The organism is Brevundimonas sp. AVps4, from assembly GCF_058681525.1.
This window is the reverse complement of the sequence record NZ_CM178741.1, coordinates 1936964-1963504: the sequence shown is the minus strand read 5'-3', so window position 1 is coordinate 1963504 and position 26541 is coordinate 1936964. Positions and strand designations below refer to the sequence as shown.

At 68.0% G+C, this 26541-nt stretch carries 22 protein-coding genes and 3 tRNA genes; 11 read left to right on the top strand and 14 right to left on the bottom strand.

The features are described 5' to 3' along the window. Window positions 1-11: 11 nt before the first annotated feature. Together ACW178_RS09720 and hrpB are read right to left on the bottom strand one after the other, a co-directional pair. A complete protein-coding gene (locus tag ACW178_RS09720; RefSeq protein WP_042823661.1) occupies window positions 12-221 on the bottom strand; it encodes a hypothetical protein in 210 nt (69 codons plus the stop codon). 75 nt (window positions 222-296) lie between these two features. After that, window positions 297-2732: an ATP-dependent helicase HrpB gene (hrpB, locus tag ACW178_RS09715; protein WP_492024503.1), complete on the bottom strand. Its 2436-nt coding sequence runs from the start codon at window positions 2730-2732 to the stop codon at window positions 297-299. A 156-nt stretch (window positions 2733-2888) separates the two neighbouring features. On the opposite strand from hrpB, the gene ACW178_RS09710 reads away from it, so the two are divergent. Continuing rightward, window positions 2889-4499 carry an amino acid permease gene (locus ACW178_RS09710; RefSeq protein ID WP_182713620.1) on the top strand — a complete coding sequence of 537 codons (1611 nt, stop codon included), beginning with the start codon at window positions 2889-2891 and terminating at the stop codon, window positions 4497-4499. 187 nt (window positions 4500-4686) lie between these two features. Here the strand turns inward: ACW178_RS09710 and ACW178_RS09705 are convergent. Further along, window positions 4687-4771, bottom strand: a tRNA-Leu gene (locus tag ACW178_RS09705). Window positions 4772-5057: 286 nt separating this feature from the next. Further along, window positions 5058-5131: transfer RNA gene (locus ACW178_RS09700), tRNA-Gln, on the bottom strand. 200 nt (window positions 5132-5331) lie between these two features. Between ACW178_RS09700 and ACW178_RS09695 the strand changes: the two genes are divergently transcribed. Next, a tRNA-Pro gene (locus ACW178_RS09695) sits at window positions 5332-5408 on the top strand. Between the two features lie 147 nt (window positions 5409-5555). Here ACW178_RS09695 and ilvC read toward each other — a convergent pair. Next, window positions 5556-6590 (bottom strand): ketol-acid reductoisomerase, encoded by a 1035-nt coding sequence (gene ilvC, locus ACW178_RS09690; RefSeq protein WP_191558138.1) that lies wholly within the window; start codon window positions 6588-6590, stop codon window positions 5556-5558. Between ilvC and ACW178_RS09685 the strand changes: the two genes are divergently transcribed. From ACW178_RS09685 to ACW178_RS09670, 4 genes are all read left to right on the top strand, one after another. Beyond that, complete coding sequence (locus ACW178_RS09685) at window positions 6589-7131, top strand: DUF924 family protein (RefSeq protein WP_191558137.1); 543 nt, start codon at window positions 6589-6591, stop codon at window positions 7129-7131. The two genes, ilvC and ACW178_RS09685, sit on opposite strands and share 2 nt — an antisense overlap. A gap of 78 nt (window positions 7132-7209) precedes the next feature. Further along, window positions 7210-7995: a peroxide stress protein YaaA gene (gene yaaA, locus ACW178_RS09680; RefSeq protein ID WP_287104412.1), complete on the top strand. Its 786-nt coding sequence runs from the start codon at window positions 7210-7212 to the stop codon at window positions 7993-7995. A 52-nt stretch (window positions 7996-8047) separates the two neighbouring features. Next, window positions 8048-8872, top strand: a complete 825-nt coding sequence (locus ACW178_RS09675) for a 3-hydroxybutyrate dehydrogenase (protein ID WP_287104411.1) — start codon at window positions 8048-8050, stop codon at window positions 8870-8872. A 24-nt stretch (window positions 8873-8896) separates the two neighbouring features. After that, window positions 8897-9961, top strand: coding sequence for a patatin-like phospholipase family protein (locus ACW178_RS09670; RefSeq protein WP_287104410.1), 1065 nt, complete (start codon window positions 8897-8899; stop codon window positions 9959-9961). Here ACW178_RS09670 and ACW178_RS09665 read toward each other — a convergent pair. Beyond that, window positions 9958-10884, bottom strand: coding sequence for an L-threonylcarbamoyladenylate synthase (locus ACW178_RS09665; protein ID WP_287104408.1), 927 nt, complete (start codon window positions 10882-10884; stop codon window positions 9958-9960). The genes ACW178_RS09670 and ACW178_RS09665 overlap by 4 nt on opposite strands. Next, window positions 10881-11432, bottom strand: a complete 552-nt coding sequence (locus tag ACW178_RS09660; protein ID WP_054765639.1) for a cytochrome b — start codon at window positions 11430-11432, stop codon at window positions 10881-10883. The genes ACW178_RS09665 and ACW178_RS09660 overlap by 4 nt, the downstream gene beginning before the upstream one ends. Window positions 11433-11556: 124 nt before the next feature. On the opposite strand from ACW178_RS09660, the gene ACW178_RS09655 reads away from it, so the two are divergent. Together ACW178_RS09655 and ACW178_RS09650 are read left to right on the top strand one after the other, a co-directional pair. Further along, entirely contained in the window at window positions 11557-13341 is a 1785-nt protein-coding gene (locus ACW178_RS09655; RefSeq protein WP_492024502.1) for an acyl-CoA dehydrogenase, read from the top strand. 76 nt (window positions 13342-13417) lie between these two features. Next, a complete protein-coding gene (locus ACW178_RS09650; protein ID WP_183215623.1) occupies window positions 13418-15637 on the top strand; it encodes a S9 family peptidase in 2220 nt (739 codons plus the stop codon). Window positions 15638-15656: 19 nt separating this feature from the next. Here the strand turns inward: ACW178_RS09650 and ACW178_RS09645 are convergent, their stop codons facing one another. Continuing rightward, a complete protein-coding gene (locus ACW178_RS09645; RefSeq protein WP_464158487.1) occupies window positions 15657-16517 on the bottom strand; it encodes an NAD(P)-dependent oxidoreductase in 861 nt (286 codons plus the stop codon). A 123-nt stretch (window positions 16518-16640) separates the two neighbouring features. On the opposite strand from ACW178_RS09645, the gene ACW178_RS09640 reads away from it, so the two are divergent. Together ACW178_RS09640 and ACW178_RS09635 are read left to right on the top strand one after the other, a co-directional pair. Further along, the gene (locus ACW178_RS09640; RefSeq protein WP_152950202.1) at window positions 16641-17540 is read left to right on the top strand and encodes a flagellar motor protein MotB; all 900 of its coding nucleotides are present in this window, start codon (window positions 16641-16643) and stop codon (window positions 17538-17540) included. A gap of 114 nt (window positions 17541-17654) precedes the next feature. Then, window positions 17655-18407: an arginyltransferase gene (locus tag ACW178_RS09635; protein WP_183215627.1), complete on the top strand. Its 753-nt coding sequence runs from the start codon at window positions 17655-17657 to the stop codon at window positions 18405-18407. Here ACW178_RS09635 and parC read toward each other — a convergent pair. After that, the gene (gene parC, locus ACW178_RS09630) at window positions 18400-20613 is read right to left on the bottom strand and encodes a DNA topoisomerase IV subunit A (RefSeq protein ID WP_287104400.1); all 2214 of its coding nucleotides are present in this window, start codon (window positions 20611-20613) and stop codon (window positions 18400-18402) included. The two genes, ACW178_RS09635 and parC, sit on opposite strands and share 8 nt — an antisense overlap. Before the next feature lie 148 nt (window positions 20614-20761). On the opposite strand from parC, the gene ACW178_RS09625 reads away from it, so the two are divergent. Then, window positions 20762-22492, top strand: a complete 1731-nt coding sequence (locus ACW178_RS09625) for a cytochrome c biogenesis protein DipZ (protein WP_287104399.1) — start codon at window positions 20762-20764, stop codon at window positions 22490-22492. Between the two features lie 271 nt (window positions 22493-22763). Here ACW178_RS09625 and ACW178_RS09620 read toward each other — a convergent pair whose 3' ends face one another. Genes ACW178_RS09620 through sufC form a run of 5 tightly spaced genes read right to left on the bottom strand, consistent with a single transcriptional unit; the run spans window position 22764 to window position 26541 of the window. Beyond that, on the bottom strand, window positions 22764-23150 hold the full coding sequence (locus ACW178_RS09620) for a HesB/IscA family protein (RefSeq protein ID WP_287104397.1): 387 nt from the start codon (window positions 23148-23150) through the stop codon (window positions 22764-22766). Next, window positions 23150-23539, bottom strand: a complete 390-nt coding sequence (locus ACW178_RS09615; protein WP_287104396.1) for an SUF system Fe-S cluster assembly protein — start codon at window positions 23537-23539, stop codon at window positions 23150-23152. The genes ACW178_RS09620 and ACW178_RS09615 overlap by 1 nt, the downstream gene beginning before the upstream one ends. 4 nt (window positions 23540-23543) lie before the next feature. Further along, window positions 23544-24782, bottom strand: a complete 1239-nt coding sequence (locus tag ACW178_RS09610) for an aminotransferase class V-fold PLP-dependent enzyme (RefSeq protein ID WP_287104395.1) — start codon at window positions 24780-24782, stop codon at window positions 23544-23546. After that, window positions 24761-25783, bottom strand: coding sequence for a Fe-S cluster assembly protein SufD (gene sufD, locus ACW178_RS09605; RefSeq protein ID WP_287104394.1), 1023 nt, complete (start codon window positions 25781-25783; stop codon window positions 24761-24763). Before sufD ends, ACW178_RS09610 begins: the two co-directional genes overlap by 22 nt. Then, complete coding sequence (sufC, locus tag ACW178_RS09600) at window positions 25780-26541, bottom strand: Fe-S cluster assembly ATPase SufC (protein WP_191555585.1); 762 nt, start codon at window positions 26539-26541, stop codon at window positions 25780-25782. The genes sufD and sufC overlap by 4 nt, the downstream gene beginning before the upstream one ends.

Here is a 26541-nt window from a genome sequence, read left to right as displayed (position 1 = left end):
GCTGAAAAGCCTCAACCTGCGGGCGACGGCCGTCCCATGGTCCAGTTCGCCTGCATCCGCACGACCGGGTTGGGCGCGCACCAGATTTCTCCGGTCTCGGTAATGGCCGTCACCCAGATCAGATTGTGCTCCTGACCATAGTCGATGACGGCGAAGGCGAACCCCTTGCCGCGATCCTGCACGGTGACAGGCAGCGGGGGGTCGAGTTGGGTAAGTGCCATGGGGCGTCCTCTGCGAGATTGGCTCAACGCAGCGCTTGCCGCCCGGTTGCAGCCGCTTGGGACCGGTTCGACGCTTCACGTCCCGCGGGGCTTGGCCCGGTTGGTCGCCTGGGCTTCGGCCGGGTTCTCGGGCCAGGGATGGCGCGGATAGCGGCCGCGCATCTCCGAGCGCACCGCCGCCCACGAGCCCGCCCAGAATCCCGGCAGGTCCTGGGTCACCTGCACCGGCCGCCGCGCCGGCGACAGCAGGGCCAGGGTCAGGGGAACGCGGCCGCCGCCGACCGTCGGATGGGTCGTCACGCCGAACAACTCCTGAACGCGGATCTCAACGCGCGGTCCGCCCTCCGCGCCGTAGTCGATGCCCGCCGACCCCAGCGGCGTCGTCAGTCGCGGCGGCGCCAGTTCGTCCAGCCTGCGTTGCAGATCCCAGGGGATCAGCCCCCGCAAGGCGTCCGCCAGCCTGCCGTCGTTGGTCGCCGCCAGCGACTTCGCGCCCTCCAGCACCGGCCACAGCCAGTCCTCGCGCGCCGCCATGAGACCATCGTCCGACACATCAGGCCAGGCCGGGTCCAGCCCGTGCAGAAAAGCCAGCCGCGCCCGCAGAGCCGAGGCCTGCTCGCCCCAGTGCAGGGCGCCGATCCCCTCGGCCTCGACCTCGGCCTTCAGCACGGCCGACAACTGGCTCGCGTCAGGCGTCCCGATCACCTTCTCATCCAGAACGATCGCGCCGATCCGTCGGATGCGCTTGATCACCGCCCGGCCCGAGGGCTCGCGCGCCAGCCGTTCCTCGGTTTCGATCAGCCGCGCCAGATCGGTTTCAAGCGTCGCCGCGTCCAGCGCCGCCGCCAGCCGCACCCGGTCCCGCGCCTCGCCGCCCCCCAGCTCGGCCACCGCCAGCCAGGTCTCGCGCGCCAGGGGATCGGTCGCCTCGACCATGGCCCCGCGCCCGCTGGCCAGCAGCATCTCGCCGGCCTTGCCCCGCATCCGCGCGATCCGTTCGGGGAAGGCCTCGGCCAGCAGCAGTCCCTCATCGACCGACCCGCCCGCGCCGCCGCCCGCCGCCCGAGCCCAGCGCTCAGCCAGTTTCAACGCATCCCGCGCCCGCGGCGACCGGTCCCGCGCCAGGCCGACCAGCCGGTCGTGCAGATCCACGTTCGATCCGCCCAATCCCGGCTCGCTCAGCACCGCCGCGATCCGCGCGCCCGTCATGGCGTCGTGCCCGTCCGAGGCCACGGCGACCATATGGGCCAGGCGCGGCGACAGGGGGATGCGTGTCAGCCGCCGCCCGTGATCGGTCAACCCGCCCTCCGCATCCAGCGCCCCCAGCCGCGTCAGCACCTTGCGCGCCTCGCCCAGGGCTCCGGCCGGCGGCGGGTCCAGCAGGGCCAACCCCTCGACCGACCGCGCGCCCCATCGCGCCAGATCCAGCGCCAGGCCGGTCAGGTCCGCTTCCTGGATTTCCGGCCGCTGATGCGGGACCAGGCCGCGCGTCTGTTCCTCGTCCCACAGCCGATAGCAGACGCCCGGTTCGGTCCGTCCCGCCCGCCCCCGTCTCTGCTCCGCCGACGACCGACTGACCCGCACGGTCGCCAATCGCGTCAGGCCGCTGGACGGTTCGAACCGGGGCACGCGCGACAGGCCGCCGTCCACCACCACCCGCACCCCGTCGATCGTCAGGCTCGTCTCCGCAACCGAGGTCGCCAGCACCAGCTTGCGCCGCCCCGGCGCCGCCGGTTCGATGGCGCGGTCCTGCTCCGCCCGATCCAGTCCGCCATACAGGGGAACCACGTCGACGTTCGGCAGCCTCAGCCGCTCGCTGATCAGCCGCGCGACCCGGTGGATCTCCCCCTGCCCCGGCAGGAAGGCCAAAACCGACCCCGTCTCCTCCCCCAGGGCCGTCAGACAGGCCCGCGTCATCGCCTCCTCGAACCGCTCGGTCGGATTGCGGCCCAGATAGCGGGTTTCGACCGGATAGGCCCGCCCCTCCGCCTCGATCACCGGCGCGCCGTCCAGCAACCGCGACACCCCCGCCACGTCCAGGGTGGCCGACATCACCAGCAGCCGCAGATCCTCCCGCAGCGCCCCTTGGGTTTCCCGCGCCAGGGCCAGACCCAGGTCGGCGTCCAGGCTGCGCTCGTGAAACTCGTCGAACAGGACCACTCCCACCCCCTCCAGGCCGGGGTCGTCCAGGATCATCCGTGTGAAGACCCCCTCGGTGATCACCTCGATCCGCGTCTTCGGCCCGATCCGGCTCTGCAGCCGGGTGCGGTAGCCGACCGTCCCGCCCGCCTCCTGGCCCAGGGTGGCGGCCATCCGGTCGGCGGCGGCCCGTGCGGCGATACGGCGCGGCTCCAGCACCAGCACCCGTCCGTCGCCCAGCCAGGCCTGGTCCAGCAGGGCCAAGGGGACGACCGTGGTCTTCCCCGCCCCCGGCGGGGCGGCCAAAACCGCCGTATTTCCGTTTGCAAGGGCGGATTTCAGCGGGTCGAGAACGGCGTGGATCGGCAACATGATCCGCCTCTAGCCCGATGCGCCCCCGATGCGCCACGATCACGAAAGCGTCGTGAGCGCTTCACCCCGCCGTCATGCGCGTTGCGCGGCCCGCATTCCGCCGCTAGCGTCCCCGCCGACGCGGCCAGAGGGCCGCCGTAAACGTGGGGGTATTCTATGTGGCGCGTTAAGTCGCTCGACGCGATTCTGGCCACGGCCGAGAAGAAGTCGCTTCATCGGTCGCTCGGACCTGTTCAACTGACCTTGCTCGGCATCGGCGCCATCATCGGCACCGGCATCTTCGTTCTGACGGCTGCGGCCTCTCAGAAGGCCGGCCCCGGCATGATGGTCAGCTTCGTCATCGCCGGCGCGGTCTGCGCGGTGGCGGCGCTCTGCTATTCGGAACTGGCGGCCATGGCCCCGGTCTCCGGCTCGGCCTACACCTATACCTACGCCGTCCTGGGCGAGCTGCTCGCCTGGTGCGTCGGCTGGGCCCTGATCCTCGAATACGCTGTTGCGGCCTCGGCCGTGTCGGTGGGCTGGTCCGGCTATGTGCTGGGCCTGATAGAGAACGGGATAGGCTTCGACTTCCCGGACCTCCTATCCGCCGGACCGACCTGGAGCATGAACGGTTTCATCCCGACGCCGGACTTCTCGGCCGGGATCGTCAACATTCCCGCCATCATCGTGGCCCTGGCCGTGACGGGCCTGCTGATCCTGGGCACCACCGAGTCGGCCCGCGTCAACGCCATCCTTGTGGCGATCAAGGTCGCGGCCCTGACGGTCTTCATTGTCCTGACCCTGCCGGTCATCGACACCGCCAACCTGTCGCCCTTCGCGCCCAACGGCCTGTTCGGCGCCTATTCGGGCATGGGCATCGTCGGCGCCGCCGCCTCGATCTTCTTCGCCTATGTCGGCTTCGACGCCGTCTCCACCGCTGCTGAAGAGACCAAGAACCCGCAGCGCAACGTGCCGATCGGCCTGATCGGCTCCCTGGCCTTCTGCACCGTCTTCTATCTGCTGGTCGCCCTGGGCGCGGCCGGCGCCATCGGCGCCCAGCCGGTCCTCGGCGCCGCCGGTCAAGCCGTCCAGCCGGGCTCGCCTGCCTTCGTCGCCGCCTGCGCCCTGCCGGCCAACGCCGAGGCCCTGGTCTGCTCGAACGAGGCCCTGGCCCACGTCCTGCGCGTCATCGGCCATCCGCAGGTCGGCAACGCCCTGGGCACCGCCGCCCTCTTGGCCCTGCCTTCGGTCATCCTGATGATGATCTACGGCCAGACCCGCATCTTCTTCGTCATGGCGCGCGACGGCCTGCTGCCGGAAGGCCTGACCAAGATGCACAAGCGGTTCAAGACCCCCTATGTCGTGACCCTGTTCACCGGCGTCGCCGTCGCCATCGCCGCCGCCCTCTTCCCAGTGGGTCAGCTGGCCGACATCTCGAACTCGGGCACCCTGTTCGCCTTCTTCATGGTGTCGATCGCGGTCCTGATCCTGCGCAAGACCGACCCGAACCGGAAACGTCCGTTCAAGACGCCCCTGGTCTGGATCATCGCGCCGCTTTCGGCTGCCGGCTGCGCCTTCCTGTTCTGGAACCTGCCGCATGACGCCAAGATGGTCCTGCCCATCTGGGGCGCCGTGGGTCTGGTGATCTATTTCGCCTACGGCTTCCGTAAGAGCCACGTCGCCCGCGGCCTGGTCGAGGTCCCGGAACTGTCCCCCGACGCCCCGGTCGGCCCGGTCCCGCCGATGCCGGGCGCCCCGGCCCCCGGCTCCAAGGAAGAACGCGACTGATGCAAAGAAGGCCGGGGTCGACGCCCCGGCCTTTTTCTTCGCCGCAAGGGAAACAGTGGCGCGCCAACGGCGCCTCAACTAACCCCACGCGCGATGGGCCCACAAAATGGCCTCAAGCAGCGCGAAGCGCGATAAGCCTGCCCTACAAAGACAAAAAGGCCCGGGATCGATCCCGGGCCTTTTTGCTTGGTGCGGATGAGAGGACTCGAACCTCCACGCCTCTCGGCGCTGGAACCTAAATCCAGTGCGTCTACCAGTTCCGCCACATCCGCATGGGCAGGCAGTGGGCTCTAGAGGGCTGGATCGCCCCTGACAAGGGGCGCTGTAACCCCAACACCGTTCGGCCACCAGTTCATTGCGAATCGCGCCGCCCTGGGGATTGCGCGCCAGAAAGCCGCCTCCGCGCTGAATCGTCCGCGTCTTGAGGCTAGGCCGGTCGGGAAGGTTCCGGCGTCGAGCGGCCTTGGCGCGCTTCGATTCCACGCCAAGAGCCGGTCAGCGACGACGGCCTGACGCCAAGGGAGGCCCAAGGCAGGCCTTTGCTTATGGGAGAGGCGGTGGCTGGGGAACTAGGACTCGAACCTAGAATGACGGTACCAAAAACCGGAGTGTTACCATTACACCATTCCCCAGCAGGTCCGGCGTCCGCAGCACTCTCGTGCGGCGGAGGCGGTCAGATAGGCCAAACCGTTTTCGGATGCAACACCCCCGCTCAGGACAATTTTCGCCGACTGCGAAGAAGGTCGAAATGGACGCTTGCGGCCTCCGAAACCCATGGCTATAAGCCGCGTCCTCACTTCGGGGCGACGCCTTGCGGCCCAGCCCCCACGGTCGGAGTGTGGCTCAGCCTGGTAGAGCACTGCGTTCGGGACGCAGGGGTCGGAGGTTCGAATCCTCTCACTCCGACCATCTTCTCTTTCTAAAATTCCATATGATCGTCACCCTCGGGCTCGACCCGAGGGCCGGGCTGTCCGCCGCATTGCCTCACTGAGGACGCACAGCCCGATCCACAGCCGATCCTCGGGTCGAGCCCGAGGATGACGAATCTCCCGCGCCTCAGTCGTCGTTCGCCGCCGTCTCCCGCGCCAGGCGCGCCACCGCGTTCAGACGCGCCCCCACCGCCTCGATCGGCCGCCGCCCCAGGGCCGCACGCCGCGCCATGAGGTCGGGCGAGCCGGCGTCATAGTCCGCCATCAGATCCCGCACGAATCCTCCGCCCTGAACCTCGGCCAGGACCTGATCCATGGCGGCGCGCGATTCGGCGCCGATCACGCGCGGGCCGGTGCGGTAGGCCCCGTACTCCGCCGTATTGGAGATCTTGGCGAAGGCGCCGGCTATGCCGCGCTCGTACATCAGGTCGGTGACCAGCTTGGCCTCGTAGAAACATTCGAACCAGGCCACCTCGGCCGGATAGCCGGCCTCGACCAGTTTCATGAAGGCCGAATCGATCAGTTCGGCGATCCCGCCGCACAGCACCACCTGTTCGCCGAACAGATCGCTCTCGCACTCGTCCCGCATCGTCGTCTCGAGGATGCCCTTGCGTCCGCAGCCCAGGGCCGCCGCATAGGACAGGCCGAGCGCATGGGCCCCGCCCGTGGCGTCCTGATGCACCCCGAACAGGCAGAAGACCCCCTCCCCGGCCTCGTACAGGTCGCGAATGCGCGGCCCGATCCCCTTGGGCGAGGCCAGGATCACGTCCAGGTCGGCGCGGGGCTCCACCAGGCCGAACCGCACCGACAGGCCGTGGGCGAAGACCAGGGCCGCGCCGGGCCGCACAGTCGGCGCCAGCTCGTCGCGCCACAGGTCGCGGTGCGCCTCGTCCGAGGTCATGACGGCGACCACGTCCGCCCCCGCCGCCGCCTCGCCCGCCGTCATCACCGTAAATCCGTCGGCTTCGGCGACGGCCCGCGTCTTCGAACCGGGCTTCAGGCCGACCACGATGTCGGTCACGCCCGAATCGCGCAGGTTCAGCGCATGGGTGCGTCCCTGGCTGCCGTAGCCGATCATGGCCACGCGCTTGCCGCGGATGATCGAAAGGTCGCAGTCGCGGTCATGGAAGACGGGCAGAGGATTGGCTAGGATCTGGCTCATGGCCCCCTTCATAACCGCATCCGACGTCGTCGCCTTCTGGAAAGAGGCCGGTCCCGAAAAGTGGTTCGCCAAGGACGAGGCGTTCGACGCCCAGTTTCGGTCGCGCGGCCAGGATCTGCACCTGTCGGCCGCCCGGCGCGAACGCGACGACTGGATCGAGGCCCCCGAGACCGCCCTGGCCCTGCTGATCCTGCTGGATCAGTATCCGAGGAACAGTTTCCGCGGCACGGCCCATCAGTTCGCCACCGATTCCGTGGCCCTGATGTTCGCCGAACAGGCGGTGGCGCGCGGCTGGCACCTCCGGGTCGAACCCGAGCTGAAGAACTTCCTCCTGCTGCCCTTCGAACATTCCGAACGGCTCGAGGATCAGGACCGCTACCTGGCCCTGGTCGCCGGCGACGCCGAGCTGGAGAAATGGGGCCGCCTGCACCGCGACATCATCGTGCGCTTCGGCCGCTTTCCCCACCGCAACCTCGCCCTGGGCCGCGCGACGACGCCGCAAGAGCAGGCCTTCCTCGATCAGGGCGGCTTCGGCGGCTGAGCCGCGGCATTCCGGCCTCGCCCGTTCAAATCTTCGCAGAAGCGGCCTATGTGAGCGGCGCCATCACGGAGCCGTCCCTTGCTGATCCTTCTTTCTCCCGCCAAACGGCTCGACTTCTCGCCGGCCGATCCGGCCCTGCCCGGCACGGAGCGTCGCTTTCTGGAAGACACCGCCAGCCTGGCGGCGACGGCGCGGCGTCAGACCAAGGCCGACCTGCGTCGCCTGATGGGGATTTCGGATGATCTGGCGACCTTGAATCTGGAAAGGTTCAGGGCGTTCGATCCGAAATCGACGGACGGCGTCCAGGCCGCCTTCGCCTTCGCCGGCGACGTCTATGAGGGGCTGAAGGCGCGAGAGCTGGACGCCGCCGCCCTGGCCTTCGCCCAGGACCATCTGCGGATTTTGTCCGGCTTCTACGGGCTGCTGCGTCCGCTCGACCGGATCCAGCCCTATCGACTGGAAATGGGCACGCGGCTGAAGACCCGCCGCGGCTCCAGCCTTTATGATTTCTGGGGCGATCGGATCTCCAAACAGCTGAACGCCGACGCCGAAGACCTCAGAGCCCAGGGATCGCCCGATCCGGTCGTCGTCAACCTGGCCAGCCAGGAATATTTCGGCGCCGTCGACGCCAAGGCTCTGAAACTGCCTGTCGTCACGCCCCAGTTCCGCGAGGAGAAGAACGGCGAAACGCGGATCGTCTCCTTCTTCGCCAAGAAGGCGCGCGGCGCCATGAGCCGCTTCGCCATCGACGAACGGCTGGAACGAGTCGAGGATCTGAAGGCTTTCGACCGGGACGGCTACGGTTTCGACAAGGCGGCCTCGACCGAGACCGAATGGATATTCATCAGGTCGGGAAATTCTTGATCTTCGCCGGGCGCCCCCGCTAGTCTCTCGCGAAAGAACGAAAGGCGCATCCATGTCCACCTCGCCCCAGTCCTCTGACTTCCGCGACATCGGCGATCTGAAGGGTCAGGCGGCGGTGATCTCAGGCTCGACCTCGGGCATCGGCCTGGCCCTGGCGCGCGCGGTGGCGACGCGGGGCGGCGACGTGGTCCTGAACGGCCTGGGCGATCCGGCCGAGATCGAGCGCACCCGCGCCGAGCTTGAGGCGTCTTCCGGCGCGCAAGTGCGCTATCACCCCGCCGACATGACGCGCGGCGAGGAGGTGGCCGACATGGTCGCCTTCGCCGAGCGCGAGTTCGGCCGCCTCGACATTCTGGTCAACAACGCCGGCGTCCAGCATGTGGAGTCGGTCGAGAAGTTCCCCACAGACAAATGGGAACAGATCATCGCCATCAACCTGTCCTCGGCCTTCTACGCCACTCGCGCCGCCATCCCGATCATGAAGGCCCAGGGGCGGGGTCGGATCGTCAACATGGCCTCGGCCCACGGCTTGGTCGCCAGCCCCTTCAAATCGGCCTATGTCGCCGCCAAACACGGCGTCATCGGCTTCACCAAGACGGTGGCGCTGGAGCTGGCGCAGGACAACATCACCTGCAACGCCATCTGCCCCGGCTTCGTCCATACGCCGATCGTGGAAAAGCAGATCGAAGACCAGGCGCGCACCCGCGGCATCAGTCCTGAAAAGGTCATGAGCGACGTGATCCTGGCCGCCCAGCCGACCAAACAGTTCGTCACGACGGATCAGTTGGCGGGGCTGTTCCTCTATCTGGTCAGCGACCTGGGCGCCTCGGCCAACGGCGCCAGCTTCTCGATCGACGGCGGCTGGACCGCTCAATAAGACCATCCCAGCGGGGGCCGACCTATGGCGATCTTCAAACGCAAGACCGCCGAGCCGACGGACCTGGCCGCCGCTTCGGCAGGCCAGCGGCCCTTCTGTCTGGCGCTTCAGGGCGGCGGGGCGCACGGCGCCTTCCAATGGGGGGTGCTGGATCGACTGCTGGAAGACGATCGGCTGGACATCCGCGCCGTCTCGGGCGTGTCCGCCGGCGCCATGAACGGCGCCGCCCTGGTTTCTGGCCTGGCGAGCGGCGACGCCCGCGCCGCCCTGGACCGGCTGTGGCGCGAGATCAATCAGTCGGGGGGCCGCAACGTCTTCGGCGACAGCGCCCTGTGGAATCCGGCCCAGGCGCCGGACTGGCTGAAGGACACGCCGTTCTGGCGCGCCGGAGAAACCCTGGCTCTGTCAATGAGTCCTTATGAATTCAATCCCTTGAACCACAATCCTCTGAAGCGGGTTCTGAAGACGGCCGTGGACTTTCAGGCGGTCCAGGGGTCCGACGTCAAACTGTTCGTCGCCGCCACGGCCGTGCGCCAGGCCAGGGCCCGCATCTTCGCGTCCAGCGAGATCACCGCCGACGTCCTGATGGCCTCGGCCTGTTTGCCGCACCTGTTCCAGGCCGTCGAGATCGAGGGGGAGCCGTACTGGGACGGCGGTTATCTGACCAATCCGCCGCTCTGGCCCCTGACGGGGGACGATACGCCGGACGACGTGCTGCTGGTGACGCTGAACCCGATGGTGCGCGACGAGACGCCCCGCGCGGCGGGCGACATCGTCGATCGGTTGAATGAGATCCTCTTCAACGCGCCGCTGCTGGCCGAACTGCGCGCCATCGCCATGGCCGGCGAAATGATCAGCCAGGGCCAGTTGAAACACGGCTCAGGCCCCTATCGACAATTGCGACTTCACGCCATCGAGGCCGACGGTTGGCTGTCGGACCTGTCCTTGAGGTCGAAGTTCAACACGGAATGGAGTTTCCTGATCGACCTGAAGGCCCGTGGCCGGGCGGCTGCAGACGACTGGCTGGAGACCTGTCTCGCCAGCGTCGGACGCCGCTCCAGCGTCGATCTTCAGGCGCGGTTCGGTTAGCCGACGAAGCCGGCCGCTCGCCGGAGCCTGTCGTTGATCGCCTCGCCCAGTCCGGAGGAAGGAATGGGCGCCACGGCTATGCCCGCCGGCTTGGTGCGATCTGCTTCTCTGAACAACCTGAACAGGTTAGCGGCGGCTTCTCGCAGATCGCCGGAAGGACTGAGACTCCAGCGGGGGTCGCCGACGCCCGGCCCGAACCCCAGCAGGATTTCGCCCGGACGCGGCTGGGTCGCCTCGATCCGCACCGGGGCGTCGGGCGCATAGTGGACGGCCAGCCGACCGGGAGAGCGTCGCCCGTCGCCGCCCTCGTCCAGGGGGCCGACCACGGCCTCGATCTCCGCTCGGGTGACGGCGCCGGGTCTCAGCAGGGCGACCCGTCCATCCAGGACCGAGACGACGGCGCTTTCCAGACCGACGGCGCAAGGACCGCCGTCCACGGCGGCCGAGACGGCGAAGCCGGTCTCCTCCACGGCGTCGGCGAAGGTCGTCGGACTGGGCCGGCCCGAGCGGTTGGCCGACGGCGCCACGACGGGACCGCCGAACATCGACAGCACCGCCCGCGCCTGGGCGTGGCCGGGAACGCGCACGGCGACGCTGTCCAGCCCGGCGCGCGCCAGATCGCAGACGCGGGTCCGATCCCGCACCGGGACCACCAGCGTCATCGGCCCCGGCCAGAAGGCCTGGGCCAGGGAACGGGCGGCGGCGTCGAAGAGGCCGATCGCCTCAGCGGCGGCGGCGTCAGAGACATGCGAGATCAAGGGGTTGAACCGAGGTCTTCCCTTGGCCTCGAAAATGGCGGCGACCGCTCGCGGATCGGCCGCATCGGCGCCCAGCCCATAGACCGTCTCGGTCGGCAGCAGGATCAGTTCGCCGCGTCGCAGGGCGGCGGCGGCCTGATCCGGCGGGTCGCCCGCGTCCCTCACGGCCGCCGCGGGATCAGGGGGATCATCCGATGCAGCACATTGTCGCGGTTGATGAACTGATGCTTCAGCGCCGCGGCCACATGCAGGGCGATCAGGACGTAGAGGCCCTTCATCACCGTCTCATGGACGTCCATGAACCGACCGGCGGCCTCGCGCCCGCCGCCCACCGGCAACAGGGGCCAGTCGAACAGGCCGAACCAGGCGAAGTCGCGTCCCGCCGCCGAAGTGGCCAGCCAGCCCGACAGAGGCATGGCGATCAGGACGACGTAAAACAGGACATGGGTGGCGCGCGCCGCCAGCCGCTCCCAGCGCGGCATCTGCGCGGGCAAGGGAATGGCCGGGTGCGCCAGTCGCCAGCCGATGCGGGCCAGGGTCAGGATCAGGATCGACACGCCCAGCGACTTGTGCAGCATGACGAACTGCCCGGACAGCGGTCCTTCCGTGCTCTCATGGGCGGTGATCAGCAGCACCTGGACCAGGATCGCCGCAGCGATGATCCAGTGCAAAGCCAGTGACACCGACGAATAGCGATTGCGCGGCTCGGCCATGGCGACTTCCCTTCCCTCGCGGCAGGGCGTCACTGTGCCCCGACTGCCCCGCCTGCGCCAAGTCTCTCTTGCGACGGGGGGCTTCGGCGAGGCACTTAAGCCGGAAAGGACATTGAGGAAACCCATGAGCTACCGCGCCCCCGTTCGTGATCTGGCCTTCACCCTGGAGGCCGTGGCCGGCATGGCGGACGTCGCCGCCACCGGCGCCTTTCCGGATTACGATTCCGACGTCGCCTCAGCCGTGCTGGAGGCGGCCGGACAGTTTTCGCAGGAGGTGCTGGCCCCGCTGAACCGCATCGGGGACCAGAAGGGTTCGCTCTACGCCAACGGCGCCGTCACGGCCGCTCCCGGCTTCGCCGACGCCTATCGCCAGTTCGCCGCCGGCGGATGGACCGGTCTGTCGGCGCCGGTCGAGGCGGGCGGCCAGGCCCTGCCCAAGGCCCTGGAGCTGGCGGCCTATGAGACCGTCCACTCCGCCAACATGGCCTTCGGTCTTTGCCCCATGCTGTCGCTGGCGGCGATCGAGGCCCTGGAGCAGGTGGGATCGCCCGAACAGAAGGACCGATACCTGAACAAGCTCGTCAGCGGCGAATGGACCGGCGCCATGGTGCTGACCGAGCCGGGCGCCGGGTCGGACCTGGGCTCGCTGATCACGACGGCGACGCCGAACGGCGACGGAACCTACGCCATCCACGGTCAGAAGATCTTCATCACCTGGGGCGATCACGACGCGACGGACAACATCATCCATCTGGTCCTGGCGCGCCTGCCCGACGCGCCCAAGGGACCCAAGGGGATCAGCCTGTTCCTGGCGCCGAAATTCCTCGTCAAGGACGACGGAAGCCTGGGCGAACGCAACGCCTTCCGTCCCGTCGGGGTCGAGCACAAGCTGGGCATCCACGCCTCGCCCACCTGCGTCATGGCCTATGAGGGCGCACGCGCCGAACTGGTCGGACGTCCGAACGAGGGCCTGGCCCATATGTTCGTCATGATGAACGCCGCCCGCCTGGCCGTCGGGGTCGAAGGCGTCGGCATCGCCGAACGCGCCTATCAGCACGCCCTGGCCTATGCGCTGGACCGCCGCCAAGGTCGATCGGTCTGGACCGGGGAAGCCAACGCCCCGATCTTCGATCATCCGGACGTGCGTCGAATGCTGGGTGTGATGAAGGCCAAGACCGCGGCCGCTCGCGCCCTGTGCCTTTCGACCGGGGTCGCCGCCGATCTGGCCCGTCATGCCGAAACGGAAGAGGCGCGCCGCCGCTGGAAGGCCCGCGAGGACCTGTTCACCCCCATCGCCAAGGCCTGGTCCACCGACGTCGGATGCGAAGTCGCCTCCCTGGGCGTCCAGGTCCATGGCGGCATGGGCTTCATCGAGGAGACGGGCGCGGCTCAATACTATCGCGACGCCCGAATCGCCCCGATCTACGAGGGCACCAACGGCATCCAAGCCATGGATCTGGTCGGGCGCAAACTGTCGATGGACGGGGGCGAGGCGGCCAAGGCCCTGATCGCCGACATGAAGACGACGCTGGCCGACCTCTCTGGCCTCTATGCCGGCAAGCCGGTCGAACGGTTCGCCACGGCCGTCGAGGCGGTGGAGGACGCCACCCTCTGGCTGTTGGACCGCAAGGCCGACCCGGATGCGGCGGCCGACGTCCTGGCCGCGGCGGACGCCTATCTGAAGCTCTTGGGCGACGTCATCGGCGGCTGGATGCTGGCCAAGGGGGCGCTGGCCGCCAAGGCGCGGCTGGACGCCGCCGACGGCGATCCCGTCTGGCTGCAGGGCAAGCTGGACCTCTATGAACTCTATGCCGCCAATGTCCTGGGTCATGTCTCCAGCCGTCTGGCGGCCGTGGGCCAGGGCGGCGACCTGCTGAAACGGATGACGGTCGAGGCCCTGGCGGGCTGACGCCCCGACGCGATCTTGATTTGACCTTGGGCGCCCCGAACGCCCAAGGTCGCCTCCTCACGCCCGGGAGCCGATCATGAACCGACGCCAAATCCTCCTGTCCACCGCTGCGACGGCCTTGGCCGCCTCGGCCTCCCCCGCCCTCGCCCGCCAGTCTTCCGGAGCCTCGATGCCCCAACCCCCTGTCGCCAAGAAGATCCCCGTCGTCATCGAACAGCTGGGTCGCACCCGCACCGACGACTACCAGTGGATGAAGGACGACAATTGGCAGGCGGTGCTGCGCGATCCGACCCTGATCAAGGCCGAAGTCAAAGAGCATCTGACAGCCGAAAACGCCTATCGCGAAGCCATGATGGCCTCCACACTCCCTCTTCAGGAGACGATGTTCCAGGAGATGCGCGGCCGCATCAAGGAGGACGACAGTTCCGTCCCCGCGCCTGACGGCGACTGGACCTACTATGTCGAGTACCGCACGGGCGACCAGCATCCCCGCTACATGCGCGTCGAGCGCCAGGGAACCTGGATGGTCGATGGCCGGCCGGTGACGAAGAATTTCATCGTCGCCCCGACTCCCCAACTGCTGCTGGACGCCAATGAATTGGCCGAAGGCAAGGCCTATTCCGAGGTCTCGGCCGCCGCCCACAGCCCCGACCACAGCCTGTTCGCCTATGCCGAGGACGCGCAAGGGTCCGAGGTGCACAAGATCTATGTGAAGGATCTGGCGACCGGCGCCGTCCTGCCCGATGTGATCGAGAGCGCCACCGGCGACTTCACCTTCTCGCCTGACAGCCGGTGGATTTTCTGGACCAATCGCGACGACAACGGACGGCCGGACAAGATCTTCCGCCGCCCGGCGCGCGGCGGCGAGACGACCCTGGTCTATGAGGAGGCGGACGACGGCATGTTCATCGGCGTCGGCCGCACCGCCGACGACAGGTTCATCGTCATCGGCATCCAGAACCAGGAAACGTCCGAGGCCCGCTACATCCCCGCCGACGACCCGACCGCTGCGCCGGTCGTTTTGGAGCCGCGTCAGGTCGCCGTCCGCTATGACGTCGATCACTGGGACGACCGCTGGGTGATCCGCACCAACGCCGACGACGCCATCGACTTCAAGATCGTTCAGGCGCCGACCGAAACGCCCGGCAGGGCGCATTGGACGGATCTCGTCCCCCACACGCCGGGTCGTTTCATCGAGGGGATGGACCTGACCCGCCATCATCTGGCGCGCCAGGAACGGGCCGACGCCAACACCCGCATCATCATCCGCGATCGCGCCGGGGCCGAACATGCGATCGCCGTCGATGAACCGGCCTTCGCCCTGTCGCTGTCGGGCGCGTCGGAGTTCGACACCACGACGACCCGCTACAGCTACAACTCGCCGTCCACCCCGACCCAGACCTATGACTACGACATGGCGTCGCGGGAGCGCACGCTGCGCAAGACTCAAGAAATCCCGTCGGGACACAATATCGAAGACTATGTGGTCGAACGGCTGAACGCCCCGGCGGCCGACGGCCAGCTGGTGCCCGTCACCGTCCTGCGCCGTCGGACCACGCCGATCGACGGCTCAGCGCCCCTGCTGCTCTACGGCTACGGCTCCTACGGCATACCTATGCCGGCCGGCTTCTCGACCAATCGGCTGTCGCTGGTGGATCGCGGCTGGATCTACGCCATCGCCCACATCCGGGGTGGATCGGACAAGGGCTGGGGCTGGTTCCTCAGCGCCCGCCGGATGACCAAGAAGAACACCTTCACCGATTTCATCGCCGCCGCCGAACATCTGATCGCGCAGAACTACGCCACGGCCGGAAACATCGTGGCCCAGGGCGGATCGGCCGGCGGCATGCTGATGGGCGCCGTCAACAATATGCGGCCGGACCTCTGGGCCGGAATCATCGGCCAGGTGCCCTTCGTCGATGTCATCAACACCATGAGCGACACCTCCCTGCCGCTGACGCCGCCGGAATGGCCCGAATGGGGCAATCCGATCGAGGATCCGGACGCCTACGACTATATGATGAGCTACAGCCCCTATGATCAGGTGAAGCCCCAGGCCTATCCCGCCGTCCTGGCGACGGGCGGCCTGTCCGATCCGCGCGTCACCTACTGGGAGCCGGAGAAGTGGGTCGCCAAACTGCGGCCCGCCACCACCTCGGGCAAGCCCGTCCTGCTGAAGATCAATATGGAGGCCGGCCACGGCGGCGCCGCCGGCCGGTTCGACTATCTGAAGGAGGTCGCCCACGACTACGCCTTCGCAGTCTGGGCGATCGAAAAGGGCTGGGAGACGGCTTAACCCGCCCGTACCGGCGGCTTCAGTCCTTGGGCTGAAGCCGCGCCGCCAGGCTGGAGGTGTCCCAGCGATTGCCGCCCATGGCCTGAACCTCGGCGTAGAACTGATCGACCAGAGCCGTCAGGGCCAGACGCGCCCCGTTCGACCGCGCCTCGTCCAGAACCAGGCCCAGGTCCTTTCGCATCCAATCGACGGCGAAGCCGAAGTCGAAACGGCCCTGGGCGGCGGTCTTCCAGCGATTGTCCATCTGCCAGCTCTGGGCCGCGCCCTTGGATACCGCCTCGAAGACCGCGTCCGTATCCAGGCCCGCGACCTGGGCGAAATGGACCGCCTCGGCCAGGCCCTGGACCACGCCGGCGATGGCGATCTGATTGACCATCTTGGTCAGCTGGCCCGAGCCCGCCGGCCCCATATGTTTGATCGCCTTAGAATAGGCCGTCAGCGCCGGTTCCGCCCGGGCCAGGGCCTCGGCCTCGCCGCCGGCCATGACGCTCAGCTGGCCGTTTTCTGCGCCCGCCTGACCGCCTGAGACCGGGGCGTCGATGAAGACGCGCCCCGCCTCGGCCGCGGCCTGGGCCATTTCCCGCGCCAGTTTGGCCGATGTCGTGGTGTGATCCACGATGACCGCCCCTTCGGCCAGGTGCGGCAGGGCCTCGGTCACGACCGCCCGCACGTCGTCGTCATTGCCGACGCACAGGATGAAGAGCTCCGCCCCCTGCGCCGCCTCCGACACGGTCTCGGCCGCCCGCGCGCCCACGGCCTCGGCCCAGGCCTGGGCCTTGGCGGGGGTGCGGTTGAAGCCGACGACCGGATGGCCGGCGTTCACCAGGTGGCGCGCCATCGGGGCGCCCATGACCCCGAGGCCGGCGAAAGCGATCTTCATGGCAGGCTCCCGTGTTTCCGCCTTGGACTAGGCTGGGTCGCCCCAGGGTTCAACCCAGGCTGGGGGTCAACGGGCGGTTAACCTTGCCGCGTCATGCTGCCGCGAACTTGCCGGGGTGCGTCCATGTCCGTGAGCGATCGTCCGATCCTCATCAAGAAGGTGAAAAAGGTTTCCGGCGGAGGCCACCACGGCGGCGCCTGGAAGGTGGCCTATGCAGACTTCGTGACGGCCATGATGGCCTTCTTCCTGCTGATGTGGCTGATCAACACGACCGACCCGGAACAGAAGAAGGGCATCGCCGAATATTTCGCCCCCGCCAGCGTGTCCGAAACCACCTCGGGTTCGGGCGGCCTTCTGGGCGGCACGGCGCTGGGCGACGACGGTCCCAAGAGCTCCGGCTCGCAGTCGGTCATCGAACAGCTGGCCCCTGAGGCCCCGCCGGAGACGACCAACACCGGCCCCAGCTCAAACCTCGCCTCCGCCAGCGACGCCGCCCTGCAGGCCGAAATCCAGAAGCGCGAGGCGGCCGAGTTCGCCAGCGCGGCGGAATCGCTGCGTCAGGCCATGCAGTCCATGCCGGAACTGGCCGAACTGTCGAAACAGCTGATCGTGGATCAGACGCCGGAGGGGCTGCGCATCCAGCTGGTGGACCAGGAAGGCCGGTCCATGTTCGACAACAACTCGGCCCGGCCCAATGCGCGGGCCCAGATCCTGCTGCGCGCCGTCGCCAAGGTGATCAACCAGCTGCCCAACCGCATCTCCATCACCGGCCACACCAGCGCCACGCCGGGCTCGAACCGCGCCAGCGGCCCGGCGGACTGGACCCTGTCCTCCGAACGGGCCAACGGCTCGCGGCTCGTGTTGCAAAGCGCGGGCGTGGACCCCGATCGGGTCTATTCGGTCGCCGGCAAGGCGGGCTCTGACCCCCTCTATCCCGACGATCCCAGCCTGCCCGGCAACCGCCGCATCGCCATCGTCCTGCTGCGCGAGGCCCCGGTCCTGCCTATGGACACCTCGCTGTGATCCTGAGCGGCTGTGGCGCCCTGGCGCTTGCCGCCGAGCGCTCAATCGCGCCAAATCGCGGCATGAGCGTCAGACCGTCCTATTTTGGGCCAGATCGGGTGCGGACCTAGAGTCGTGACCCAACATGTGCCGACACGCCAGCTCCGGTTCTTCATGACCTCGGTCGCCCCGTGTCCCTATCTGCCGGGCAAGACGGAACGGAAGGTCTTCGCAAACCTCCCCTTTTCGGACGGCGCCCACGTCAATGACGAACTGACCCTGGCGGGTTTCCGCCGCAGCCAGAACATCGCCTATCGCCCCGCCTGCGAAGCCTGCGACGCCTGCGTCTCCGTCCGCCTGCCTGTGCCGGACTTCGCCTTCAGCCGATCCCAGCGCAAGGTTCTGGCGCGCAACGCCGACCTGACGCGCGCCCTGGTCGAGGCCGAGGCCACGACCGAACAGTTCCAGCTGCTGCGCCGCTATCTGACCAGCCGCCATCCCTTGGGCGGCATGAGCGATATGGGCTGGCTCGACTATGTCGCCATGGTCGAGGACACGGCCGTCCGCACCCATCTGATAGAATACCGCCTGCCGTCCGACGACGGCGGCCCCGGCGACCTCGTCGCCGTGACCCTGACGGACCTGCTCAGAGACGGCCTGTCCATGGTCTACAGCTTCTACGACCCGCGTCTTGACCGCCGCAGTCTGGGTCGGTTCGCCATCCTCGACCATGTCCGTCAGGCGGCCCAGGTGGGCCTGCCCTTCGTCTATCTGGGCTACTGGGTCCGGGGCTCGGAGAAGATGGACTACAAGGCCGACTTCCGCCCCCTGGAGGTGCTGGGCAAGCTGGGCTGGATGCGGCTGGAAGACCAGCCGCCCCCTATCTGAACTTCCGCAATCCCCTCGGCCCCTGGCGACCGGCCCCGGCGCGCTTGCCCAGCCAGTCCTTCCAGTCGGGCCAGTTGCGCCGCCGACCGCCGCCGTCGGCCCATTCCGGCCCCTGTTCGGCGTTGAAGACCGTCACATCGGCCAGGCCGCCCTGTTTGAAGCTCTGCAGCTTCACACCCTTGCCGCGCCCCATTTCGGGCAGTTCTGCCAGAGGGAAGATCAAGGTCTTGATGTTCTCGCCGATCGTCGCGACGTGATCCCCCATAGGGCTGGTCGGCACGCGCAGCATGGCCAGCATCTCGCCGTTCAGCACCTGTTTGCCGCCCCGCTTCTGGGCCAGGGTGTCGTCCTCGGGCGCGATGAAGCCGTAGCCGGCCTTTGAGGCGATCAGCAGCTTGCCGCCCGGCTGGTGCGCCAGCAGATTGATGATCTCGGCCTTCTCGTCCAGATCGATCATCAGCCGTAGCGGCTCGCCGTGGCCGCGGCCCGACGCCAGCTTGTCCGCGCCGATGGTGAAGATCCGGCCGTCCGACGCCCCGACCAGCAGCTTGTCGGTCGTATAGGCCGGGACCAGATAGGCCAGCTTGTCGCCTTCCTTGAACTTCAGCTCCGAAGGATCCTCGACCTTGCCCTTGGCGGCGCGGATCCAGCCGCGCTCCGACAGGATGACGGTGATGGCCTCGCGCGGGATGAAGGCCTCGGGGGCCACGAAGGCCGAGGCGTCGACCGCCTCGCCCATCGTCGTGCGCCGCGGCGAGATCAGCGCCTTGCGCACCGCCTCAAGCTCTTTGGAAACAGCCTTCCACTGCTTGCCTTCCGACGACGTAAGCGCCTTCAGATTGGCAAGTTCTTCCGACAACTCCTTGAATTCATTCTCGATCGTCATCTCTTCCAGACGCGCCAGCTGCCGCAGCCGGGTGTCGAGGATGAAGTCGGCCTGGACCTCGGTCAGGCCGAAGCGCGCGATCAGGACGGCCTTGGGCTGTTCCTCCTCGCGGACGATGCGGATCACCTCGTCCAGGTTCAGGAAGACGATGCGCAGGCCTTCCAGCAGGTGCAGCCGCTTCTCGACCCGGGCGATCCGCCATTGCGACCGTCGGTTCAGCACCTCGCGCCGGTGATCCAGGAAGGCCTTGAGACAGGCCTTCAGCCCCATGACGCGCGGCGTGCCGTCGGCGTCCAGCACGTTCATATTGATCGGGAAACGGACCTCGAGATCGGAAAGCTTGAACAGACTTTCCATCAGCATTTCAGGCTCTATGGTCCGATTCTTGGGCTCCAGGATCAGACGGATATCCTCCGCCGACTCGTCGCGCACATCGCCCAGCAGGGGCGCCTTCTTCTGCTCGATCAGGTCGGCCAGCGCCTCGATCAGGCGCGACTTCTGCACCTGGTACGGCATTTCGGTGACGACGATCCGCCAGACGCCGCGGCCCAGGTCCTCGGTCTCCCAGCGCGCGCGCAGCCGTACCCCGCCCCGGCCCGTCTCATAGGCGTCCAGAATGGCTGCGCGGCCTTCGACAGCCACGCCGCCGGTGGGGAAGTCGGGTCCGGGGACCAACTGCACCAGCTCGGCAGTGGTGGCCTCGGGCCGCTCCAGCAACAGCTGGCAGGCGTCGATCAGTTCGCCGACATTGTGCGGCGGAATAGAGGTGGCCATGCCCACGGCGATGCCGGACGAGCCGTTGGCCAGCAGATTGGGGAAGCCGGCGGGCAGGACGACCGGCTCCTCGTCCTGGTCGTCATAGGTGGGGCGGAAATCGACCGCGTCCTGGTCGATCCCCTCCAGCAGCAGGACGGCGGCCGGGGTCAGCTTGCACTCGGTATAGCGCATGGCCGCCGCGCTATCGCCGTCGATATTGCCGAAATTCCCCTGGCCGTCGACCAGCGGATAGCGCTGGGCGAAGTCCTGGGCCAGGCGCACCAGGGCCTCATAGATGGAGGCGTCGCCGTGCGGGTGGTATCCACCCATGACCTCCCCGACGACCTTGGCGCATTTGCGCGCCGCCGCCTGCGGGTTCAGCCGCATCTGGTGCATGGCGTACAGGATGCGCCGGTGCACGGGTTTGAACCCGTCGCGCACGTCCGGCAGGGCGCGATTGGTGATGGTCGACAGGGCGTAGGCCAGATAGCGACGGCTGAGCGCCGTCTCCATCGGCTCGTCAATGATACGGCCGCCTTCCGGCGGCGGAGCGTGGATCGTCATGGGCCAGCGAATCGGGGATCGGAAGCGCGAAGTCTAGCCCGTTCGCGGCCGGCAGGTCGTCTATCTGTGGGAGATAATGTCATCGGCGGGGTAACCGAAGGCCGCCCGGCTTCGTATGTGGAGAACCCCACCCGCATCGGGCGCCCGCATGATCCTGTTTCTCTTGTCCTATCTCGCCGGCGTCCTGACGATCGTCAGCCCCTGCATCCTGCCCGTCCTGCCGTTCGTCTTCGCTCGGGCGGATCGACCGTTCGTCCGCAACGGCCTGCCCCTCCTGGTCGGCATGGCCGTCACCTTCGCCGGGGTGGCCAGTCTGGCGGCGCTCGGCGGCGGCTGGGCGGTGCGGGCCAATGAGGTCGGGCGATGGATCGCTCTGGCGGTCATGGCGGCGCTGGGCCTCAGCCTGCTGATCCCTGCCGTAGGGGACCGGTTGATGCGGCCCTTCGTGGCGGCCGGGTCCTGGCTGACCGATCGCGTCCAGCGCGGCTCGGACGACCGGGGCGAGGTGCGATCCTCCCTGTTGCTGGGCGTGGCGACCGGCCTGCTGTGGGCGCCCTGCGCAGGCCCGATCCTGGGGCTGATCCTGACCGGCGCGGCCTTGCAGGGCGCCGGCGTCGGCTCGACCGTCCTGTTGCTGGCCTATGCGGCCGGCGCCGCCACCTCCCTGGCCCTGGCCCTGCTGGTCGGCGGGCGGGTGTTCAAGGCGATGAAGGGCGCCCTGGGCGTCGGCGAATGGGTGCGGCGCGGCCTGGGGGTTCTGGTTCTGGTCGGGGTCGCCGCCATCGCTCTGGGCCTGGACACCGGCCTGCTGACCCGGATTTCGGCCGCCGGCACGGGACGGCTCGAACAGGCCCTGCTGACGACGGTCGGCCGCGGCGTCCCGACCAACACCGCCCCCGCCGACCTGAACAACCTGCCGGTCGAGGGCGTCATGCCGCCCCTGTCCGGCGCCACGACCTGGATCAACTCGCCGCCCCTGACCCGCGAGCAACTGCGCGGCAAGGTGGTGGTGGTCGACTTCTGGACCTATTCCTGCATCAACTGCCTGCGCGCCCTGCCCTATGTCCGCGCCTGGGCCGAAAAATATAAGGATCAGGGACTGGTTGTGATCGGCGTCCACACGCCCGAGTTCGCCTTCGAAAAGTCCGAGGCCAATGTGCGCGAGGCCGTCGCCCGTCTCGGGGTCGCCTATCCGGTAGCCATGGACAACGACTTCGCCGTCTGGCGCGCCTTCAAGAACCAGTACTGGCCCGCCCACTATTTCATCGACGGCCAGGGCCGGATCCGCCACCACCATTTCGGCGAGGGCGACTATGACGGGTCCGAACGGGTCATTCAGCAACTGCTGAAAGAGGCGGGCGCCGCCGACGTCGCCTCTGACCTGGTTCAGGTCCAGGCCCAGGGCGCCGAGGCCGCCGCCGACATGGCCCAGCTCGCCTCGCCCGAGACCTATATCGGCTACGCCAGGGCCGAGAATTTCCGCTCGCCCGGTGGTTTCGCGCGCGACGCCGTCAAGACCTATGGGCCGGCGGCCTTACAGCTGAACGACTGGAGCCTGGCGGGCTCCTGGCGGGTGACGCGGGAACACGCCGCCCTGACGGCGCCGGGCGGACGCCTGGCCTTCCGGTTCAAGGCTCGCGACCTGCATCTGGTCATGGGGCCGGGTGAAGGCGCCGCCGGGCTACGCTTCCGGGTCCGGATCGACGGGGCCGCGCCGGGATCGGACGCGGGATCAGACATCGACGTCGAGGGCCAGGGCCGCATCGACCGCCAGCGTCTGTATCAGCTGATCCGCCAAGCCGGCCCGGTGCGCGAACGCACCTTCGAAATCGAATTTCTGGATCCCGGCGTCCAGGTCTTCGCCTTCACCTTCGGCTAGGGCCAATCGACATTGGGCCTGCCGCCGTCCCGCCGGGCGGCGCGCAGCCGCCGACCCAGGAGAGGCGCGTCGGCGTTGAAGACTCTATTGGGTTCATCACAACGGGGCACGACGAGGTCACGGCGGACACGGCGCGTTCCGATGGCGTCGTGACCGCTGTGAATCCGCCGTGATCGCTGTGATGAACCCGGTCGCCGCATCAAGGCCCTCTGACGCGGGAAGAGCGGCCTGACCGCAGGAAGCTGAATGTCGCTTGAACCTAGAGCATGCCTCAGCCCGCCGCCGGCACGATGGTGACGCTCTCGCCGCAGCCGCAGGCGTCGGTCTGGTTGGGATTGTTGAAGACGAACTTCGACGACAGGCGGGTCGTCTCATAGTCGATCTCGGTGCCGATCAGGAACAGCACCGCCTTGGGCTCGATCAATATGGTGACCCCCTTGTCCTCGACCACCTCGTCCAGGGGGCCGATCTCATCGGCATAGGCGAAGGTGTATTCCTGGCCTGCGCAGCCGCCGTTCTTGACGCCGATCCGCAGGCCGATGTGGCTGTTGTCGGCCTTGTCCAGGATTTCGCGCACGCGCGCGGCGGCGGCGTCCGTCAGGGTCACGACCTTGGGGCGCGGGCGGCGGGGACGGGATGTGGTTTGAAGTTCGCTCATCAGAACATGTTCAGGGCCAGCTTGGCCTCGTCGCTCATCTTGGAGGCGTCCCACGGCGGGTCGAACACCAGATTGGCCTTGGCGCTGCGGACGCCCTCCACCTTCTCCACCGCCGTCTCGACCCAGCCCGGCATTTCGCCGGCGACGGGACAGCCCGGCGCAGTCAGGGTCATGTCCACCACCACGTCGCGGTCGTCATTGACGTCCACTCGATAGATCAGCCCCAGCTCATAGATATCGACCGGGATTTCCGGATCATAGACGGTCTTCAGCGCCCCGATCAGATCCTCGGTCAGCCTGTCCAGCTCGGCCTGAGACAGGGCGCTCTGCTGCGGCTCGGCCCAGGCTTCCTTGAAGGCGTCGCTGTCTTGAATAGGGTCGTCTGTCATGGCGTTACACGAAGAAGTTCCGCGCCTTGATCAGCGCATCCACGAAGGCGTCGGCATCCTCCACCGTGTTATATAGGGCGAAGGAGGCGCGGGTGCTCGACGTCACCCCCATTCTTTTCGCCAAGGGCTCGGCGCAGTGCAGTCCGGCCCGCACCGCCACCCCGTAACGGTCCATGATCTGGGCCACATCGTGGGCGTGGGCGCCCTCGACGGCGAAGGTCAGGATCGCGCCCTTGCCTTGCGCCTGCCCCAGGATCCGCAGCCAGTTCTGCCCCCGCAGTCGATCAACCGCATGCTGGTACAGCGCATGCTCATGCGCCTGAACCGACGTCCGGTCGTATTGCGCCAGCCATTCCAGCGCCACGCCCAGGCCGATGGCCTCCAGGATGGGCGGCGTCCCCGCCTCGAACCGATGGGGCGGCTTGGCGTAGGTTACGCGGTCCTGCTCGACCGTCTCGATCATCTCGCCCCCGCCCTGATAGGGCGGCAGGGCCTCCAGCGCCTCGGCCTTGCCGTACAGGGCGCCGATGCCGGTCGGACCGAACAGCTTGTGGCCGGTCAGCACATAGAAGTCGCAGCCGATGGCCTGCACGTCCGGCGCCGCATGGACGGCGCCCTGGCAGCCGTCGATCAGCACCTGAGCGCCTGCGGCATGGGCCAGGCGGCTGATCTCGGCGACCGGATTGATGGTGCCCAGCACGTTCGACATATGGGTGACGGCGACCATCCGCGTCTTGGGCCCCAGCAGGTCGGCATAGGCCGCCATGTCCAGCGAGCCGTCGTCCCTGACCGGGATCCATCTGATCACCGCCCCGCGCCGCTCCCGCAGCAGATGCCAGGGCACGATGTTGGAGTGATGCTCCATCTCCGAGACGATGATCTCGTCGCCCGGTTGGATTTGAAGCCCCAGCCCATTGGCCACCAGATTGATCGCCTCGGTGCCGCCCTTGGTCCAGACGACCTGTTCGGGGCTCTCGGCGTTCAGGAAGCGGGCCACGATCTCGCGCGCCTTCTCGAAGGCCTCGGTCGCCTCGTTCGACAGGGTGTGCAGCCCGCGGTGGACGTTGGCGTAGCCGCCCTCCATCGTCGCTGTCAGGGCATCGATCACCGCGCGCGGCTTCTGGGCCGAGGCCGCATTGTCCAGATAGACCAGCGGCCTGCCGTTCACCTGTCGCGACAGGATCGGGAACTGCGCCCGGACGGCATAGGGATCGAAGGTAGTCACAACCGAGCCGTCAGCCATTCCCGCGCCACCTCTCTCGCGCCCTCATGCTCGATCCGGTCGATGACCTCGATCAGGAAGGCCTGGGTCAGCAGGGCGCGCGCTTCCTCGGCCGGAACCCCGCGCTGCTGCATGTAGAACAGGGCGCTCTCGTCCAGCGCCCCGACCGTATTGCCGTGGGCGCACTGCACGTCGTCGGCGTAGATGATCAGTTCCGGCTTGGCGTCGATCTCGGCCCGTTCGGAGGCGATCAGGGCGTGGTGCCCCATCCGCGCATCCGTGCCGTCGGCCCCGCGCTCGACCACGATCTTGCCCTGGAAGACGCCCCGCGCCGTGTCGCGCGCCACGCCCTTGATCAGCTGGCTGGTCGCGCCGTCATGCTCCAAGTGCCGCACCACGCTGGTCAGGTCGGCGTGGCGCGATCCGTTCAGCAGATAAAGACCGTCGGCCTGGACCTGTGCGCCCTGGGCGAAGTGGGAAATCCGGGTCTCGATCCGTTGCAGCCTGGCTCCGGTGGCGATGACGGTCTGGCGATAGACGCCGCCCGCCTCGACCTTCACATGGGCCTCGGACACGGAAATGGCGTCCTCCGGCTCCTCGACCAGGACGACGCGCGTCACCTCGGCCCCGGCCGCCACATCCAGCTCCAGCGTATTGTGGGCGACATAGGCCGAGCCCGCCCCCTCATGCGTCTCCAGCAGCAGCAGTTTGGCGCCCGCCCGCGCCGCCACCCGCGCGCTCGCCGTATGGCCCGTGCCCACGGCGTCGGAGATGTAGCGCAGCCGCAGCGTCTGCTCGCCCGAGGCGATGAAGTCGGTCACGCCCACGGCCCGCCCGTTGGCGAAGACGACAGCCTCGCCGCCCAGGTCATAGAAGGGCCCCGGCGCGCCCACCGTCGCCGTGCCGGACAGCTCAGGCGCCTCGCGAAGATACCGCTTCAGATCGCTGTATTTCCACGCCTCATCTCGCCGCGACGGAAAGGTCGAGGCGTCGGTCAGGTCGATGGCGAAGGTCGCGCTCACGCCGCCCCCTCGAGCACCGGCGGCAGGTATTTGTCATACCCCTCCGCCTCCAGCTGCAAGGCCAGTTCCGGCCCGCCCGAGGCCACGATCCGCCCCCCCGCCAGCACATGGACCCGGTCCGGTTTGATATAGTCCAGCAGGCGCTGATAGTGGGTAATGACCAGCATGGCCCGATCGGGCGAACGCAGGGCGTTGACCCCTTCGGACACGATCCGCAGGGCGTCGATGTCCAGCCCCGAATCCGTCTCGTCGAGGATCAGCAGCGACGGCTCCAGCAGGGCCATCTGCAGGATCTCCATCCGCTTCTTCTCTCCGCCGGAGAAGCCGACGTTCAAAGGACGTTTCAGCATGTCGAAGTCCATCTTCAGCGCCTTGGACGCTTCGCGGACAAGCTTCAGGAAGGCCGGCGCCGCCACCTCCTCCTCGCCCCGCGCGCGCTTCTGGGCGTTCAGCGCCGTCCGCACGAAGGTCAGGGCCGGGACGCCGGGAATCTCGATCGGATACTGGAAGGACAGGAAGACGCCCTTGGCCGCCCGCTCGGACGGCTCCAGCGCCAGCAGGTCCTCGCCCGCCCATTCGACCGATCCTTCCGTCGCCTCATAGCCCGGCCGGCCCGACAGGGCGTAACCCAGGGTCGACTTTCCGGCCCCGTTCGGCCCCATGATGGCGTGCACTTCCCCCGCTGGCACTTCGAGCGTCAGCCCCTTGAGGATCGGCTTGTCGCCGACGGAGACGTGGAGGTTAGAGATGGAAAGCAT

What these genes read in the sequence shown, in the direction of transcription:
- ACW178_RS09720 (WP_042823661.1), bottom strand. Translation starts at nt 221, where the DNA reads ATGGCACTTACCCAACTCGACCCCCCGCTGCCTGTCACCGTGCAGGAT.
- hrpB (WP_492024503.1), bottom strand. Translation starts at nt 2,732, where the DNA reads ATGTTGCCGATCCACGCCGTTCTCGACCCGCTGAAATCCGCCCTTGCA.
- ACW178_RS09710 (WP_182713620.1), top strand. Translation starts at nt 2,889, where the DNA reads ATGTGGCGCGTTAAGTCGCTCGACGCGATTCTGGCCACGGCCGAGAAG.
- ACW178_RS09685 (WP_191558137.1), top strand. Translation starts at nt 6,589, where the DNA reads ATGGCCCCCTTCATAACCGCATCCGACGTCGTCGCCTTCTGGAAAGAG.
- ilvC (WP_191558138.1), bottom strand. Translation starts at nt 6,590, where the DNA reads ATGAGCCAGATCCTAGCCAATCCTCTGCCCGTCTTCCATGACCGCGAC.
- ACW178_RS09675 (WP_287104411.1), top strand. Translation starts at nt 8,048, where the DNA reads ATGTCCACCTCGCCCCAGTCCTCTGACTTCCGCGACATCGGCGATCTG.
- ACW178_RS09670 (WP_287104410.1), top strand. Translation starts at nt 8,897, where the DNA reads ATGGCGATCTTCAAACGCAAGACCGCCGAGCCGACGGACCTGGCCGCC.
- ACW178_RS09660 (WP_054765639.1), bottom strand. Translation starts at nt 11,432, where the DNA reads ATGGCCGAGCCGCGCAATCGCTATTCGTCGGTGTCACTGGCTTTGCAC.
- ACW178_RS09655 (WP_492024502.1), top strand. Translation starts at nt 11,557, where the DNA reads ATGAGCTACCGCGCCCCCGTTCGTGATCTGGCCTTCACCCTGGAGGCC.
- ACW178_RS09650 (WP_183215623.1), top strand. Translation starts at nt 13,418, where the DNA reads ATGAACCGACGCCAAATCCTCCTGTCCACCGCTGCGACGGCCTTGGCC.
- ACW178_RS09645 (WP_464158487.1), bottom strand. Translation starts at nt 16,517, where the DNA reads ATGAAGATCGCTTTCGCCGGCCTCGGGGTCATGGGCGCCCCGATGGCG.
- ACW178_RS09640 (WP_152950202.1), top strand. Translation starts at nt 16,641, where the DNA reads ATGTCCGTGAGCGATCGTCCGATCCTCATCAAGAAGGTGAAAAAGGTT.
- parC (WP_287104400.1), bottom strand. Translation starts at nt 20,613, where the DNA reads ATGACGATCCACGCTCCGCCGCCGGAAGGCGGCCGTATCATTGACGAG.
- ACW178_RS09625 (WP_287104399.1), top strand. Translation starts at nt 20,762, where the DNA reads ATGATCCTGTTTCTCTTGTCCTATCTCGCCGGCGTCCTGACGATCGTC.
- ACW178_RS09620 (WP_287104397.1), bottom strand. Translation starts at nt 23,150, where the DNA reads ATGAGCGAACTTCAAACCACATCCCGTCCCCGCCGCCCGCGCCCCAAG.
- ACW178_RS09615 (WP_287104396.1), bottom strand. Translation starts at nt 23,539, where the DNA reads ATGACAGACGACCCTATTCAAGACAGCGACGCCTTCAAGGAAGCCTGG.
- ACW178_RS09610 (WP_287104395.1), bottom strand. Translation starts at nt 24,782, where the DNA reads ATGGCTGACGGCTCGGTTGTGACTACCTTCGATCCCTATGCCGTCCGG.
- sufC (WP_191555585.1), bottom strand. Translation starts at nt 26,541, where the DNA reads ATGCTTTCCATCTCTAACCTCCACGTCTCCGTCGGCGACAAGCCGATC.